The sequence below is a fragment of the Rahnella victoriana genome (assembly GCF_021276285.1).
GTDB classification, from domain to species: domain Bacteria; phylum Pseudomonadota; class Gammaproteobacteria; order Enterobacterales; family Enterobacteriaceae; genus Rahnella; species Rahnella victoriana.
This window is the reverse complement of the sequence record NZ_CP089919.1, coordinates 1,449,022-1,465,066: the sequence shown is the minus strand read 5'-3', so window position 1 is coordinate 1,465,066 and position 16,045 is coordinate 1,449,022. Positions and strand designations below refer to the sequence as shown.

Sequence of the window (16,045 nt, the reverse complement as noted above, 5' to 3'; positions counted from 1 at the left end):
AGATATGGTGGCTATAGCTCAGTTGGTAGAGCCCTGGATTGTGATTCCAGTTGTCGTGGGTTCGAGTCCCATTAGCCACCCCACTCTAAAAATGGTTTTGTGATGTGACATGCGATGGTGGCGGAATTGGTAGACGCGCTAGCTTCAGGTGTTAGTGTCCTTCGGATGTGAGGGTTCGAGTCCCTCCCTTCGCACCACACACAAAATACATTTAAATGATGCAGTTAGCGTCAGAAAGTAGTAAGATGCACGACATCGGCGAGTAGCGCAGCTTGGTAGCGCAACTGGTTTGGGACCAGTGGGTCGGAGGTTCGAATCCTCTCTCGCCGACCACATTCTAAGAAACCTGCTTTTTAAAGCAGGTTTTTTTTCGTCTGTAGTTAAGAGGATGAGAACCTCCGAAGGAGGTTTGAGCCGAGCGAAGCGAGACCACGTTGCTTTAGCAACGGCCCGCAGGGCAAGCATCGAAGATGCGCATAATCCTCTCTCGCCGACCACATTCTAAGAAACCTGCTTTTTAAAGCAGGTTTTTTTTCGTCTGTAGTAAACCTTTCATTTTCTCTTTCCCGCTTTTGTTGTTTATCCGCGACATACCCGTTTTCTTTTGTCTCTGACGGGAGACATTTATCTCTTTGAAAATCATGCGTTAATTGAGCTGGTGGTTCTGATGTCGTTTACAGACGACAGATCGCCGGGGGCAGGAGAGGGATAACAGCGGTCAGTCAAAAGAGTTATCGCTGCAGTGTAAAATAAAACCCTTTATAATCAACATGATTAAATATTTTTCAGCGGGTATTGCCATAGTGGCACGTCTCCTGCAATATTCCCGCCGTAGATGCTCATTCCACCTATTATGTTTGCTCCGGCTTCATAAACCTGGGAATGATGCAGAGCCAATTTACAGTGCCTATTGTCATCCTGACCGATAACGCTGATGCGCTATCATCCAGAAGGCAAAACGTTGAGTGAGGCACTAAATCTGTTGTCCTGGACCTGATTGTTTTATACACCTGCATAACCGGCAGGTGTTTTTTTTTGCCCATACCCGTCATCCTTTGAGCTGCAGAGGTGTTGGCTGCTCTGAGTCACCCGAATCACTGACTTAAGTCAGCTCATCGGGATTGCTGCGTTAGCCGCCTTTCTGCAACTCAAATGATTTAGGGTATACGTATTAATGACATAAAAAAGGCTCCCGAAGGAGCCTTTCGCAGACAGCAATTTTCTTACGGTTGCTGTGAATTATTCAGCGTCAGCATCAGCCCTTCACGGCGCATCTCCGCCGCTTCAGCCGGTTTGTGCAGTTTATCCAGCGCATCAGCCAGCCAGGCATAATCATAGGCGTCAGGGCGTTGTTTCAGGGCCTCACGGAACGCATCGCTTGCCTGCTGCCATTCACCGTGCTTCATCAGTAACTGACCCAGCGTGCTGCTCAGCAGCGGCGTTGTGCCATTCTGTTTGATCAGCTGACGCAGCGTTTTTTCCAGTTGTTCAGGATTACCCGAACGCAGTTTCGGCATCAGTGCCACCAGACGATCGTCATACTGGCGTTTGAGTCCGTCGAGGATCACTTCCTGCGCCAGATCCTGATCGTTGCATTCAATCAGATGCGTCGCCATCGCCACCTGCAACGCCACTTCATGACGGGTTTTACGGCTCTGATCTTTCCACCAGCGTTTCAGGCCTTCGCTGCCTTCTTCCGCCATCAGCTGATTCATCATGCCGATATAAGCCTGCTCCTGCAGCACACGGATTTCATCGTCGGTATGAATATCGGCTTTCGCCATCGACGGTAAAATCTCCAGCAGCGAGCCGTACGCGCCGGTCAGAAGATATGCCTGCTCCGCCAGACGTAAGACTTCCGGATGGCGTGGCGACTGCCCCAGCAACCGGTCCACGCCATGACGTGCGGCGTGAACTTCGCCACGGGCCAGCTGAATACGGACACGGGTAATGTCGACCGGCATCTGATCGGTATCCGCAATTTCTGCGGCACGTTCCAGATACTGATTGGTACGGATATCATCGCCGCGCTGCTGTGCAGCTTCTGCGGCCAGTAAATAGTTCACCACCGGTTGTTCTGCGTGATCGGCATTGCGCGCCAGCAGTTTTTCCATCTGACGATGGTCGCCTTCTGCCAGTTTGAGCATCGCGGCGTTCGTTTGCTTACGCGCTTTAGAGCTTTTACGCCCGGCAAACCAGCCACGGGTACGAGCACCGGTACGCATGACGCGGCGCAGGATCCATTCAATGAAGAACAGCACCAGAATCAGTACGATCATCATGATGACCAAACCGGTGACGCTGGTCTCGATGTTGTAATTGTCGGTCTGGATCAGGACGTAGCCCTGATGTCCGGCCAGTATCGGGCCGACGATGATGCCGGCAAAGACAATCAGGAATAACACGAAAACTCGTAACATGCGTTATTCCCCCTGCGTGGCGGCGGCGGGCTGCTGAAGCAGGTTACGCACGCGGGTCTGCATCAGTTTTTCCAGCATCGGCTGGCTTTTCAGCTCATCCGGCACATCCATTGAAACAGACTGCTGGCTGAGATTATCCAGATCTTCAAGGAAGGCTTTGGTCGACGGATCGGTCGTATCGAAGTAGGCGCGAACCCAGGTCGAGACACTTTCCAGCGACTGTTTATACACTTCATCCTGATGACGCGGCACGGCCTGCGCGGCGATCAGCAGACGCGAGCGGATATTCTCGCGCAGATACACATCCTGATTCGGTGCCAGCAGCGGTTCGGCACTGGAATCGCGGCGGCGGATGGTGATGAAGTCATCCATAAAGTTGTGCCAGCTTTTGGTCAGGTTCTGACGCCATTCGGCCAGCGAACCAGAGAGGCTGGAGCTGTCATTATCCATCGGAGAATCATCCGTATCATTGTCGGCCAGACGCAGGTTATCCACCTGATTCGACAGCTGATTCAGCTTGAGGATGATGCCGTCGAAATCGACCTGTGTGACAGCCGAAAGGCTGCCCACGTCTTCGTTCAGCGCACGACGCACGTCAATCAGGCTCGGATCGTTCATATCTGCCAGGCTGGCATCGGCACTTTTCAGCAGCGCAGCAGCGGTGGTCACATCCTGATCGCTCCATAATTTGCGACCGGCCAGTTTCACCAGATAATCGGCCTGCGCCAGTAACCAGGTTTTGGCATCGCTGCCGGAAATGCTGGCGACTTTATCCTGTAATTCGTTCAGCTGGCGACTGAGTGAAGCCTGCTGCCGGTCTGCTTCCTGCTGACTTTTCGATTGCTGAGCAAGCAGGGCGGCGATTTGCTGTTTGTCCTGTTGCTGGGTTTTTTGCAGTGCATCGAGTTGTTCAGAAAGTGACTGGTCTGCAGCGGCCTGCGCCAGCGATTGCTGGTGGCCGTGATAGTAAAGACCTGCACCCAGTGCGATCACCAGGACAATGGCGATGGCACCTAATACCGGTGCGGTGCGCTGCTTTTTGCGCAACGTTTTCAGCTCCTGATCCCGGTCGGAAGCGTCTGGCTGGGGGCTCTCAACCGCCGGGGAGATCACAACGTTCTCATCCGGTGCGGAAGGATTTTTTTGTTCCGTCATTTTGGCACATCCCTTAGTCAGGTAATTGTAATGCGCGGATCAGCGCATCATTGTCTGCATTCTCAGCAACCCGAATCGCGCTCCAGCCAAGCTGGCTGGCGAGGGTTGCCAAACGTTCGCTGACCACCACCAGGTTACAGCGCAGTAACCATGAATGTCGGTAGTATTCAGGAACTAACTGGTACAGCTGTTGCAGCATTTCTCCGCTGGTGACGACCAGCGTGTCAATTCCGGCGCGTTGCCACTGGGCACTTTGTTCGCTGGCATCGTAGTAAACCGGGCTGCGCTGGTAACATTCGCAGTAGGTCACCTCCACACCGCGTTCAGCCAGTGTCTCTGCCAGCAATTCGCGTCCGCCATTACCGCGTAATATCAGTGCTTTTTTGCCCTGAATGCGCTGCAATGACGGAAGATTCAGTAATGTCTCGCTGGTTTCGCCATCCTGAGGATAGAGAACCGGCAGGCTGCTGGCCCGGTGAAAAAGCAGGCCCGTGGTGCGTCCGATCGCGTAATAATTTAACGTGTCCGGCCAGCGTGTCGCGGACTGACGCAAGGCGCGGTCAGCGTAATTCACCGCGTGTTGCGAGAGCACAAACACCAGATCCTGCTGATTTAATGAGGATAGCAGGTTCGGCAGCGATGCGAGCTGGTTCCCCGGTGCAAATTCAATCAACGGGGAATGGAAGGCGACCCGACCCAGAGTACGCAGCCGGCTGACCAGTGCTTCTCCTGCCGGAGAGGGGCGGGTGACCAGAATGGTCATTTAGGGGCGTTCCCCTGATAGACCTCATGCAGAATTTCACGCGCGCCGTTGGCCAGCAGCTCTTCTGCCAGATCCACACCCATGCTGTGCGCATTGGCGGAAGGACCACGGCGTTCACCGCATACCATCAGGCTGCCGTCCGGTGCGCCGACCAACGCACGCAACCACAGCTCGTCGCCTTCCAGTTCTGCATAACTGCCAATCGGCACCTGACAGCCGCCTTCAAGGCGCATATTCATGGCGCGTTCAGCCTGCACACGTAATGTGGTTTCACGGTGTGCCAGCGGGGCGAGTAACTCGCGGGTGATATGATCGTCGAGACGGCATTCGATGCCTACGGCACCTTGTCCGACAGCGGGCAGACACTCTTCCGGCGTCATCGCGCAGGTAATGCGGTTTTCCAGACCCAGACGTTTCAGGCCAGCGACAGCCAGAATAATGGCATCGTATTCGCCATTATCGAGTTTGGACAGACGGGTGCCAACGTTGCCGCGCAGATCGCGGATCACCAGATCCGGACGTTTCTGACGCAACTGGCACTGACGGCGCAGGCTCGAGGTGCCGACGATACTGCCTTGCGGTAAGTCTGCGAGACTGGCGTACTGACCGGAGACGAATGCATCACGCGGGTCTTCACGCTCACAAATAGTGACCAGTCCCAGACCTTCAGGGAACTCCACCGGCACATCTTTCATCGAGTGCACGGCGATATCGGCACGGCCATCAAGCATCGCCAGTTCCAGCTCTTTGACGAACAAACCTTTACCGCCCACTTTGGCCAGCGGGGTATCTAAAATGATATCGCCCTTGGTGACCATTGGGACCAGTTCCACCTGCAAACCGGGGTGACAGGCCATCAGCTGGCTTTGAACATATTGTGCCTGCCACAAAGCCAGAGGGCTCTGGCGGGTGGCAATTCGAATGATTTTGTCTAACATGTTTGTTACCGTTTAACTGTCTCTGTGACCATCCTACCACTGACAATAGAAAGCTGTCAGCGTAAGAAGCCATTCGTCAAGGAAGGTTAACGGGAGTCTAAGAGATTTGTTCCGTTTCGGAACAGACGGTAAAATCCAGAGAAGCGGAAGAGTAATTGTGGTGCGTTACTTTCTTTACGGTCAAACAGCAAGGTGTTAAATTGATCACGTTTCCAGCAATTATTCGTCAACTATTTGCACAATCACGGTTGTTCAAAGCATAAGCATCACCATAAATGACGGATTTGGAACGGGGTTCTTTCCAGACACTGTATAATCAGGCGAAACGTCTTGTACCTCTACATCGAGACATTGAAGCAAAGATTGGATGCGATCAACCAGTTACGGGTCGATCGTGCGCTGGCTGCCATGGGTCCTGCGTTTCAACAGGTCTATCAGCTGCTTCCTGTCTTTTTACATCAACATCACCCTCTGATGCCGGGATACCTTGAAGGTAAGGTTCCGCATGGTATCTGTGTTTTCACGCCTGATGAATCCCAACAAACCTACCTGACTGACCTTGAAGAGAAATGGGGCAGCGCACTTGAGCCTCTGGTGAAAGGTGAATTACCGATCACCGGCGTCTATTCCATGGGCAGCACATCCTCCATCGGTCAGAGCCAAAGCTCCGACCTGGATATCTGGGTCTGTCATCAGTCCTGGCTCGACAACGAAGAACGCAACCGCTTACAGCAAAAATGCACCCTGCTGGAAAAATGGGCCGCCTCGCTGGGCGTGGAAGTCAGCTTCTTCCTGATCGACGAAAACCGCTTCCGCCATAATGAAAGTGGCAGTCTGGGCGGTGAAGACTGCGGTTCAACGCAGCACATCTTATTGCTCGACGAATTCTACCGTACCGCCGTGCGTCTGGCCGGTAAGCGTATTCTGTGGAATATGGTGCCGGGCGAAGAAGAAGCGCATTACGATGAATATGTGCTGTCGCTGTATGCGCAGGGCGCGCTGACGCCGAACGAATGGCTGGATCTCGGTGGCCTCAGTACCCTGTCCGCCGAAGAATATTTCGGGGCGAGCCTGTGGCAGTTGTATAAAAGCATCGACTCGCCTTATAAGGCGGTGCTGAAAACGCTGCTGCTGGAAACCTATTCGTGGGAATACCCGCAAACCCAATTGCTGGCGATGGATATCAAACAACGTCTGCATCAGGGCGAGATCGTCTGCTTCGGGCTTGATTCCTATTGTATGATGCTCGACCGCGTGACCCGCTACCTCACTCAGATTGAAGACACCACCCGCCTTGATTTAGTCCGCCGTTGCTTCTATTTAAAAGTGTGCGAAAAACTGTCCCGTGCACGGGCGTCGGTCGGCTGGCGTCGTGAAATTCTCAGCCAGCTGGTGGCTGAATGGGGATGGGACGAAGAGCGTCTGGCGATCCTGGATAACCGGGCGAACTGGAAAATCGAGCGTGTACGCGAAGCGCATAACGAACTGCTTGATGCCATGATGCAAAGCTATCGCAACCTGATCCGCTTTGCCCGTCGTAACAATTTAAGCGTCAGTGCCAGCCCGCAGGATATCGGCGTGCTGACCCGTAAGTTGTACGCCGCGTTTGAAGCGCTGCCGGGCAAAGTCACGCTGGTGAACCCGCAGATTTCGCCTGATTTGTCCGAAAGCGATTTAACCTTTATTCATGTACCGATTGGCCGTGCCAACCGCACCGGCTGGTATCTGTATAACCAGTCGCCGTCGATGGATTCTATCGTCAGCCATCAGCCGCTTGAATATAACCGCTACCTGAACAAACTGGTGGCCTGGGCCTATTTCAATGGTCTGCTGACCTCCACCACGCGGCTGCATATTAAAAGTGGCAGCTTGTGTGATATCGCCAAACTGCGCGAACTGGTGGCGGATGTCTCGCATCACTTCCCGTTGCGTCTGGCGGCACCGACGCCAAAAGCGTTGTACAGCCCGTGCGAAATTCGTCACTTAGCGATTATCGTCAATCTGGAACACGATCCGACCGCAGCCTTCCGTAATCAGGTCGTGCATTTTGATTTCCGTAAACTGGATGTGTTCAGCTTCGGGCAGAATCAGGAATGCATGGTCGGCAGCATTGACCTGCTCTATCGCAACTCATGGAATGAAGTGCGTACACTGCATTTCAGCGGTGAACAGGCGGTGCTGGAAGCACTGAAAACCATTCTGGGCAAAATGCATCAGGATGCCGCGCCGCCGGAATCGGTGGAAGTGTTCTGCTACAGCCAGCATTTACGGGGTCTGATCCGTACCCGTATCCAGCAGCTTGTGACCGAATGCATTGAGCTGCGCCTGTCGAGCAAGCGTCTCGAGCCGGGGCGTTTCAAGGCCGTGCGCGTAGCCGGACAAACCTGGGGGCTGTTCTTCGAACGTCTGAGCGTTTCTGTGCAAAAGCTGGAAAATGCGATCGAATTCTACGGTGCGATTTCCAACAACAAGCTGCACGGTCTGTCAGTCAAATTGCAAACCGACCAGGCGCATCTGCCGGCGGTGATTGATGGCTACGCCAGCGAAGGGATCATTCAGTTCTTCTTTGAAGACAGCGCGGACGACATTGGTTTCAACATCTATATTCTGGATGAATCGAACCGCGTCGAGGTCTATCACCATTGTGAAGGCAGCAAAGAGGATCTGGTGCGCGATGTCAGCCGCTTCTACTCGTCTTCTCATGACCGGTTTACCTACGGCTCAAGCTTCATCAACTTCAACCTGCCGCAGTTTTACCAGATTGTTTCCCTCGATGAGCGCATTCAGGTGATCCCTTTCCGCAGCAATGCGTTAACGGCGACCTGCGCCACATTGCCTGAAAGCGACGCGGAACCTTCCCGGCTGAAACAGCAATTCCAGTTGCATTAGAAAAGGCGTCCGTATCGCGGACGCGTGGCAGATTATCCGGCTTTCCTTCCCTTTGAACCCTGAAAATGTGCCCGTGGGATTTATCGATTCCTGTTGCTTTTCATGATCCACCTGCGATTATAGAGAGCTTGGTCGCATGAATTACGGGCATTCATAAAATGAAAAACGCTTTACGCTGGTCTCTGGCCGCGACAATACTCTTTTCTCTTACCGGTTGCGGGCTTAAAGGGCCGCTGTATTTCCCTAAAGCGGATAAAACATCTACCCAGAAAACCAGTCAGGTTCCGGGTACCAGTAACGATGGTTCATCCCAGCAGCAGGGCGTTTCACCAGAAGATCTCGCCTCGAGCCCTGATAATGACTAACTGACGAAAATTGTCAGAGGTGCTGGCTGATGATCGCCGGTCCATATCAAGCAGGGATCATCGCGACTGGATTTGACCAGCGGTAAACGGAGTCAGTTATGCAGTTCTCCAAAATGCACGGCCTGGGCAACGATTTTATGGTTGTTGACGCCGTGACTCAAAATGTCTATTTCTCGCCTGAATTGATTCGCCGTTTGTCCGATCGTCACCGTGGTGTGGGTTTTGACCAACTGCTGGTGGTGGAACCGCCTTACGATCCCGAACTGGATTTCCATTACCGTATTTTTAATGCGGATGGCAGCGAAGTGGCGCAGTGCGGCAATGGCGCGCGCTGTTTTGCCCGCTTCGTGCGGATTAAAGGTCTGACGAACAAACGCGATATCCGCGTCAGTACGCAGACAGGTCGCATGGTGCTGACCGTCACGGAAGATGAAGACGTGCAGGTCAATATGGGCGAGCCGGTCTTTGAACCGCAGCAGGTGCCTTTCCGTGCAGCGAAACCGGAAAAGACCTATATTCTGCGGGCGGAAGAGCGCACAGTATTCTGCGGCGTGGTGTCGATGGGAAACCCGCACTGCGTGTTACAGGTTGAGGATGTTCTGACGGCAGACGTCGAGGTTCTCGGGCCGATGCTCGAAAGCCACGAACGTTTCCCCGAACGTGTGAACGTAGGATTCATGCAGATTGTCAGCCCGGAAAGCGTGAAGTTACGGGTGTACGAACGCGGTGCCGGTGAAACCCAGGCGTGCGGAAGCGGCGCCTGTGCGGCGGTTGCGGTCGGCATTCAGCAAGGTTTACTCGCAGAAGAAGTTCAGGTGGAACTGCCGGGAGGCAGCCTCGACATTCGCTGGAAAGGGCCGGGTCATCCGCTCTATATGACCGGACCTGCCACTCATGTTTACGACGGATTTATTCATCTATGAACAATCTTGATGACCAGATTGAACCGGTGATAGCACTCGACGACGACAGCGTGATGCAATATCTGCTGCAAAACCCGGATTTCTTTATTCGCAATGCCCGCAGCGTCGAGCAACTGCACGTACCGCATCCGGTGAAAGGCAGCACTTCGCTGGTTGAATGGCAACTCGGGCGTCAGCGTCATCAGATCGCGCAGCTTGAAGAAGAAATTACCTTATTGATGGAGCAGGCCTCGATCAACGAATCGCTGTTCGGGCGGATGATTGAGCTTCAGGCCACGCTTGCGGCGGCCAGCAGTTTGCAGGATATGCTCAACCGCCTGCAACGCTGGGCGCGCAGTCTGGGGCTGGCGGGCGCCAATGTGCGTCTGTTCAGCGAAGGCTGGCGCATCGGTGCGCCGTCTGACTTCACCCATCTTGCAGTGAGCCGCAGCGCGTTTGAATCGATGCGTATTCAGCGTCTGGGTGAAACCCCGCATTATCTCGGCAGCCTGAACGGCCCGGAATTACTGCTGTTATTACCGCAGGCGAAAGCCGTGGGTTCCGTTGCTCTGTCGCTGATGGGCGAGCAGGGTGAGCTGGGCGTACTGATTTTCAGCAGCCGTGACCCGCAGCATTATCAGCCGGGAATGGGCACCGTCTTACTTGATCAGCTGGCTAAGATGCTGCCCGGCCTGCTGGAACGCTGGATCGAACGGGTATGACTCACACCGAATCGCCTCTGTATCCTGCGGTCGAGGCGTTTCTGCGTTACCTGCACGTCGAACGTCAGCTCAGCCCGCTTACCACCACCAATTACAGCCGCCAGTTAGAAGCCCTGATCGCCCTCTCCGGCGAGATCGGCATTTCCAGCTGGCAGCAACTCGATGCGCCAAAAGTCCGCATGTTACTGGCACGCAGCAAACGCGCCGGTTTAGGGGCGTCCAGTCTGGCGCTGCGCATGTCTTCACTGCGCAGCTTTCTCGACTGGCTGGTACGTCAGGGCGTATTGAGCGCCAACCCCGCCAAAGGTATTTCTACGCCGCGCGCCCCCAAACATCTGCCGAAAAATCTTGATGTCGATGAAGTGAATAAACTGCTGGAAATCGACCTCAACGATCCGCTTTCCGTGCGTGACCGTGCGATGCTGGAAGTGATGTACGGCGGCGGATTGCGTCTTTCGGAACTGGTGGGTATCGACTGCAAACATATCGATATGGCCTCCGGCGAAGTGCGCGTGTTGGGGAAAGGCAGCAAAGAACGTAAAGTGCCGATTGGCCGGACGGCCGTCACCTGGCTTGAACACTGGCTGGCGCGGCGCGCTGATTTTAATCCGCAGGATGATGCGATGTTTTTGTCGAGCAAAGGCAGCCGTATTTCGGCGCGAAACGTCCAGAAACGGTTTGCCGAGTGGGGCGTGAAACAGGGCGTGAACAGCCATATCCATCCGCATAAACTGCGACATTCTTTTGCCACGCACGTGCTGGAATCCAGCGGCGATCTGCGTGCGGTACAGGAACTGCTGGGCCACGCGAATTTATCCACCACCCAGATTTATACCCACCTCGACTTTCAACATCTGGCGACGGTTTACGACGCCGCGCATCCCCGCGCTAAACGAGGAAAATCCTGATGAAGTTCTATCGTCCGCTGAAACGCATTGAAGCGATCACCTTCGATTTAGACGACACGCTGTATGACAATTACGACGTTATCCGCCGTACCGATGCTGAAACGCTGAAATCGATTCAGGGTTTCCATCCGGCGCTGGCCGACATGGCACCGGACACCATCCGCCTGATGCGCGCAGAACTGCTGGCAGAGGATGCGGAGATTTATCACGACGTCACCGAATGGCGTCGTCAGGCGGTGTTGCTGGCGATGAAGCGCGCAGGTCTGAGCGAAAGTGATGCCACGCTGGGCACAAAAGCCGCGATGGAAACCTTCGCCCTGTGGCGCAGCCGGATTTATGTTCCGGGTGAAAACCATGACGCGCTGGCGGCACTGGCAGAACGCTGGCCTCTGGTGGGCATCACCAACGGCAATGCCGATCCGACCGCGTTTGGTTTGTCGCAATATTTGCAGTTTACCCTGCGTGCCGGTGAGCATGGCCGCGCCAAGCCTTATGCCGACATGTATAAAAAGACCGCGCTGAAACTGGATATTCCGCTGGAAAACATCCTCCACGTCGGCGATGACCTGACGACAGACGTCGCCGGTGCCGTGCATTGCGGGATGCAGTCATGCTGGATTAATCTGCGCGAAGGCAACCTGATGCACATTAAGGATGCCCGTCTGTTGCCGCATATTGAGATTTCGCAGTTGGCATCGCTGACAGCATTGCTATAATCCCTTCTTAAATTACTCTGTATAAATTCACAGTAGAAATGCATTCGCGGCGATAATCTTCGCGTGAGTGCTTTTCTCATCCTGACAAACGGTGCCTATGGACGTTTCTGACCTGCTCGACAGCCTGAATGAAAAACAACGTGAAGCCGTGGCCGCGCCGCGCAGCAATCTGTTGGTGCTGGCCGGGGCAGGCAGTGGCAAAACCCGTGTGCTGGTTCACCGCATTGCGTGGCTGCTGGCGGTCGAAAAGTGCTCGCCGTATTCCATCATGGCGGTCACCTTTACTAACAAAGCGGCGGCAGAAATGCGCCACCGTATCGACCAGCTGATTGGCACCAGTCAGGGCGGCATGTGGATCGGTACCTTCCACGGTCTCGCGCACCGTTTGCTGCGTGCGCACCATTTAGACGCCAATCTGCCGCAGGATTTCCAAATTCTCGACAGCGACGACCAGATGCGTCTGATCAAGCGCCTGATCAAAGCGCTGAACATCGACGATAAACAATGGCCGCCGCGTCAGGCGATGTGGTACATCAACGGCAAAAAAGACGAAGGTCTGCGCCCGCAGCATGTCGAAACCTACAACAACCCGATTGAAGCAACCTGGCTGCGGATTTATCAGGCCTATCAGGAAGCCTGTGACCGTGCCGGGCTGGTGGATTTTGCCGAACTGTTGCTGCGCGCCCACGAACTCTGGCTGAACAAGCCGCATATTTTACAGCATTACCGCGAACGCTTTACCAACCTGATGGTGGACGAATTCCAGGACACCAACAGCATTCAGTACGCGTGGATTCGTCTGCTGGCAGGCGATAACAATAACGTGATGATCGTCGGCGACGATGACCAGTCGATCTACGGCTGGCGCGGGGCGCAGGTCGAAAACATCCAGCGTTTCCTGAAAGATTTCCCGAATGCGGAAACCATCCGTCTGGAGCAGAACTACCGCTCGACCAGCACCATCCTGAAAGCCGCCAACTCGCTGATTGAAAACAACAACGGTCGTATGGGGAAAAACCTGTGGACCGAAGACGGCGAAGGCGAGCCGATTTCACTGTATTGCGCCTTCAACGAACTGGATGAATCGCGCTTTGTAGTTAACCGCATCAAAACGTGGCAGGACAACGGCGGCGCGCTGAAAGACTGTGCCATTCTGTACCGCAGCAACGCCCAGTCGCGTGTGCTGGAAGAAGCCTTATTGCAAATGGCGATGCCGTACCGTATTTACGGCGGGCAGCGGTTCTTCGACCGTCAGGAAATCAAAGATGCGCTGGCGTATTTGCGTCTGATGTCCAACCGTAATGACGATGCCGCATTCGAGCGCGTGGTGAACACCCCGACGCGCGGTATCGGCGACCGTACGCTGGATGTGGTGCGCCAGACCGCCCGTGATCGTCAGCTGACCATGTGGCAGGCCACGCGCGCGCTGTTGCAGGAAAAAGTGCTGGCGGGCCGTGCCGCGTCTTCACTACAACGCTTTACCGAACTGGTTGACGCACTGGCGCATGAAACGGCGGATATGCCGCTGCATGTGCAGACTGACCGGGTGATCAAAGATTCCGGCCTGTTCATCATGTATGAGCAGGAGAAAGGCGAAAAAGGTCAGGCTCGTATTGAAAACTTAGAGGAACTGGTAACGGCGACGCGTCAGTTCAGCTATCAGGATGAAGACGAAGACCTGATGCCGTTGCAGGCATTTCTGTCTCATGCCGCACTGGAAGCGGGCGAAGGGCAGGCAGATGCCAATCAGGACGCCACGCAGCTGATGACGCTGCACTCGGCCAAAGGGTTGGAGTTCCCGCAGGTGTTTATCGTCGGGATGGAAGAGGGCATGTTCCCGAGCCAGATGTCGCTGGAAGAAGGCGGGCGTCTGGAAGAAGAACGCCGTCTGGCCTATGTCGGTGTGACCCGCGCTATGCAGAAACTGACCCTGACCTACGCGGAAACCCGCCGTTTATACGGTAAAGAAGTCTCGCACCGCCCGTCACGTTTTGTCGGTGAATTGCCGGAAGACTGTGTCGAAGAAGTCAGAATGCGCGCCAATGTCTCGCGTCCGATGAGCAACCGCAGCGTCGGCACGCCAACCAGCGTCAGCGACACCGGCTTCAAACTCGGCCAGCGCGTCCTCCATCCAAAATTCGGTGAAGGTACCATCGTTAACATGGAAGGCAGCGGCGAACACAGCCGTTTGCAGGTGGCGTTCCCGGGGGAAGGGATTAAGTGGCTGGTCGCCGCCTACGCCCGTCTCGAAGCCGTCTGATTTTTAACTCCCTCCCCTGCGAAGGGGAGGGTTGGGGTGGGGTATTAAGGTCAAAAACCAACGTTTAAGCGCGCTTAATCTCCTGTTTTGTCTGTAAAACCCCCTCCCATCCTCCCCCTTCGCAGGGGGAGGAGCCGAAAGGTCAGAGGCTAAAAGTTTCACCCACTTCGGCTTTCGCATACCATTCCAGCGTTTCTTTTACGCCTGCTTCGCCTTCCGGCGGGGTGCCTGGCAGATAATCTTGTTCCAGTACCGGCTGATACGCGCCGTGTTTCACTTCAAAAATCACACCGCCTTCGTCGAGGGATAACACGCTGTGCCAGGTATTGGCCGGGATTTCCAGCAGACGGGTTTCTGCACCGAGCCACAGGCGTTCGGTGACTTTACCGCTGATATCGTAAATCAGCACCAGAAAGCGGCCGCGCAGCGCGGTCAGCATTTCCCACGTATGCGGATGGCGGTGAATACGCACGTACGTGCCGGGTTCCATGGCGATCGCCAGACGCTGGACTGCGTCTTCCGGTGCCGGGTGGATATTCAGATTCTGACGCAGTCGCGGCGAATTCGCCGCCTGCGTGATCAGGTCACACAAGGTGTCTTGGTTTATCTGCTTAATCATGTTGGGTTCTGAAAGTGTGAGGAAATCCGGGCATTGAGTGTAGCCAAAAAAGCGCCTTCCGATAAGCCGCAAAAGGTGAACCGGTCAGCCTGAATTTTATGCATAAATGTTGCCAGTATAGATTTGTTCGCGGTTGACAGTCTTTTTACTCCCGGCGTAACATGCGCGCACTATTATCAATGAGGAACTTCGCCTTGGACACACCCAGTAGATACTGGCTCAATAACCTGTTCATCAGGTACCACTTCTAAGGCCCTCCTCTTTGCTGATGGCCCTAGTGGTTGTCAGCGACCCCCGTTCTGTCGCTGTGAGTCAGATCTGAACATGGTCTGAATTACGCCGGTGACACGTCTCACCCCGTGATTTTCTGTGCTTCAACGCGTTGTCCACTTTCCGTCATTCTTGGGAGAACGGGCACATGCTGAGTGCTTTTAAATTAGAAAACAGCCGCTTATCCCGTTTAGAGCTGGACGAGTCAGACGATCTCAAAACCTCATTGTGGGTTGATTTGGTTGAGCCGGACGATCAGGAACGTGAGCGTGTTCAATGTGAATTAGGGCAAAGCCTGGCGACACGTCCTGAACTGGACGACATCGAAGCCTCTGCACGTTTTTTTGAAGACGAAGACGGTCTGCACATTCACTCCTTCTTTTATTACGAAGATGCCGACGATCATGCCGGTAACAGCACTGTGGCCTTTACCGTGCGCGAAGGCCGTCTGTATACCCTGCGCGAACGCGAATTACCGGCTTTTCGTCTCTACCGTATGCGTGCCCGCAACCAGAAACTGGTCGATGGTAATGCCTATGAACTGCTGCTGGATCTGTTCGAAACCAAAATCGAACAGCTGGCGGATGAAATCGAAAATATCTACAGCGATCTGGAAAAACTCAGCCGGGTGATCATGGAAGGGCATCAGGGCGACGAATATGACGCCGCGCTTTCCACGCTCGCCGAGCTGGAAGATATCGGCTGGAAAGTCCGTTTGTGTCTGATGGATACCCAGCGTGCCCTCAACTTCCTGGTGCGTAAAGCCCGCTTACCGGCAGGTCAGCTGGAGCAGGCGCGTGAAGTGTTACGCGATATCGAATCCCTGCTGCCGCACAACGAATCCCTGTTCCAGAAAGTGAACTTCCTGATGCAGGCGGCGATGGGCTTTATCAACATCGAGCAGAACCGCATTATCAAGATTTTCTCGGTGGTATCCGTGGTCTTCCTGCCGCCCACGCTGGTGGCATCCAGCTACGGGATGAACTTCGAATTCATGCCTGAGCTGAAATGGTCATTTGGTTATCCGGGTGCGATTGCCTTGATGATCCTCGCCGGGCTGGCGCCTTATTTATACTTCAAACGTAAAAACTGGTTATAACCGACCATGCTGATGGAAA

13 protein-coding genes, 3 tRNA genes and 1 other RNA gene are annotated in these 16,045 nt (G+C 54.4%); 12 read left to right on the top strand and 5 right to left on the bottom strand.

Going from position 1 to position 16,045, the window contains the following annotated elements:
* Nucleotides 1-7 precede the first annotated feature (7 nt).
* The 4 genes from J9880_RS06760 to J9880_RS06745 all read left to right on the top strand — a co-directional run bounded on the left by J9880_RS06760 (nucleotide 8) and on the right by J9880_RS06745 (nucleotide 497).
* Nucleotides 8-83: transfer RNA gene (locus J9880_RS06760), tRNA-His, on the top strand.
* 28 nt (nucleotides 84-111) lie between these two features.
* Nucleotides 112-197: transfer RNA gene (locus J9880_RS06755), tRNA-Leu, on the top strand.
* Between the two features lie 59 nt (nucleotides 198-256).
* Nucleotides 257-333: transfer RNA gene (locus tag J9880_RS06750), tRNA-Pro, on the top strand.
* A 34-nt stretch (nucleotides 334-367) separates the two neighbouring features.
* A non-coding RNA gene (locus J9880_RS06745) (RtT sRNA) lies at nucleotides 368-497 on the top strand.
* Between the two features lie 726 nt (nucleotides 498-1,223).
* Here J9880_RS06745 and hemY read toward each other — a convergent pair.
* The 4 genes from hemY to hemC are packed head-to-tail and all read right to left on the bottom strand — an operon-like array spanning nucleotide 1,224 to nucleotide 5,276.
* Nucleotides 1,224-2,420 (bottom strand): protoheme IX biogenesis protein HemY, encoded by a 1,197-nt coding sequence (gene hemY, locus J9880_RS06740; RefSeq protein WP_119822789.1) that lies wholly within the window; start codon nucleotides 2,418-2,420, stop codon nucleotides 1,224-1,226.
* Nucleotides 2,421-2,423: 3 nt separating this feature from the next.
* Complete coding sequence (gene hemX, locus J9880_RS06735) at nucleotides 2,424-3,575, bottom strand: uroporphyrinogen-III C-methyltransferase (RefSeq protein ID WP_095924193.1); 1,152 nt, start codon at nucleotides 3,573-3,575, stop codon at nucleotides 2,424-2,426.
* A 13-nt stretch (nucleotides 3,576-3,588) separates the two neighbouring features.
* Nucleotides 3,589-4,338: a uroporphyrinogen-III synthase gene (hemD, locus tag J9880_RS06730; protein ID WP_095924194.1), complete on the bottom strand. Its 750-nt coding sequence runs from the start codon at nucleotides 4,336-4,338 to the stop codon at nucleotides 3,589-3,591.
* Nucleotides 4,335-5,276 (bottom strand): hydroxymethylbilane synthase, encoded by a 942-nt coding sequence (gene hemC, locus J9880_RS06725; protein WP_119822787.1) that lies wholly within the window; start codon nucleotides 5,274-5,276, stop codon nucleotides 4,335-4,337. Before hemC ends, hemD begins: the two co-directional genes overlap by 4 nt.
* Nucleotides 5,277-5,606: 330 nt before the next feature.
* Between hemC and J9880_RS06720 the strand changes: the two genes are divergently transcribed.
* From J9880_RS06720 to uvrD, 7 genes are all read left to right on the top strand, one after another.
* Nucleotides 5,607-8,165, top strand: a complete 2,559-nt coding sequence (locus tag J9880_RS06720) for a class I adenylate cyclase (RefSeq protein WP_119822786.1) — start codon at nucleotides 5,607-5,609, stop codon at nucleotides 8,163-8,165.
* A gap of 158 nt (nucleotides 8,166-8,323) precedes the next feature.
* Nucleotides 8,324-8,530 (top strand): LPS translocon maturation chaperone LptM, encoded by a 207-nt coding sequence (gene lptM / locus J9880_RS06715; RefSeq protein WP_119822785.1) that lies wholly within the window; start codon nucleotides 8,324-8,326, stop codon nucleotides 8,528-8,530.
* Nucleotides 8,531-8,628: 98 nt separating this feature from the next.
* Entirely contained in the window at nucleotides 8,629-9,453 is an 825-nt protein-coding gene (dapF, locus tag J9880_RS06710) for a diaminopimelate epimerase (protein ID WP_095924198.1), read from the top strand.
* Nucleotides 9,450-10,154 (top strand): DUF484 domain-containing protein, encoded by a 705-nt coding sequence (locus J9880_RS06705; protein WP_095924199.1) that lies wholly within the window; start codon nucleotides 9,450-9,452, stop codon nucleotides 10,152-10,154. The genes dapF and J9880_RS06705 overlap by 4 nt, the downstream gene beginning before the upstream one ends.
* Nucleotides 10,151-11,062, top strand: a complete 912-nt coding sequence (gene xerC, locus J9880_RS06700) for a tyrosine recombinase XerC (protein ID WP_095924200.1) — start codon at nucleotides 10,151-10,153, stop codon at nucleotides 11,060-11,062. The genes J9880_RS06705 and xerC overlap by 4 nt, the downstream gene beginning before the upstream one ends.
* The gene (gene yigB / locus J9880_RS06695) at nucleotides 11,062-11,778 is read left to right on the top strand and encodes a 5-amino-6-(5-phospho-D-ribitylamino)uracil phosphatase YigB (RefSeq protein WP_232770247.1); all 717 of its coding nucleotides are present in this window, start codon (nucleotides 11,062-11,064) and stop codon (nucleotides 11,776-11,778) included. Before xerC ends, yigB begins: the two co-directional genes overlap by 1 nt.
* A gap of 97 nt (nucleotides 11,779-11,875) precedes the next feature.
* Nucleotides 11,876-14,038 (top strand): DNA helicase II, encoded by a 2,163-nt coding sequence (gene uvrD, locus J9880_RS06690; RefSeq protein ID WP_232770246.1) that lies wholly within the window; start codon nucleotides 11,876-11,878, stop codon nucleotides 14,036-14,038.
* Between the two features lie 142 nt (nucleotides 14,039-14,180).
* Here uvrD and J9880_RS06685 read toward each other — a convergent pair whose 3' ends face one another.
* Complete coding sequence (locus J9880_RS06685; protein WP_232770245.1) at nucleotides 14,181-14,657, bottom strand: WbuC family cupin fold metalloprotein; 477 nt, start codon at nucleotides 14,655-14,657, stop codon at nucleotides 14,181-14,183.
* A gap of 418 nt (nucleotides 14,658-15,075) precedes the next feature.
* Between J9880_RS06685 and corA the strand changes: the two genes are divergently transcribed.
* Nucleotides 15,076-16,026, top strand: coding sequence for a magnesium/cobalt transporter CorA (gene corA / locus J9880_RS06680; RefSeq protein ID WP_095924204.1), 951 nt, complete (start codon nucleotides 15,076-15,078; stop codon nucleotides 16,024-16,026).
* Nucleotides 16,027-16,045 lie beyond the last annotated feature (19 nt).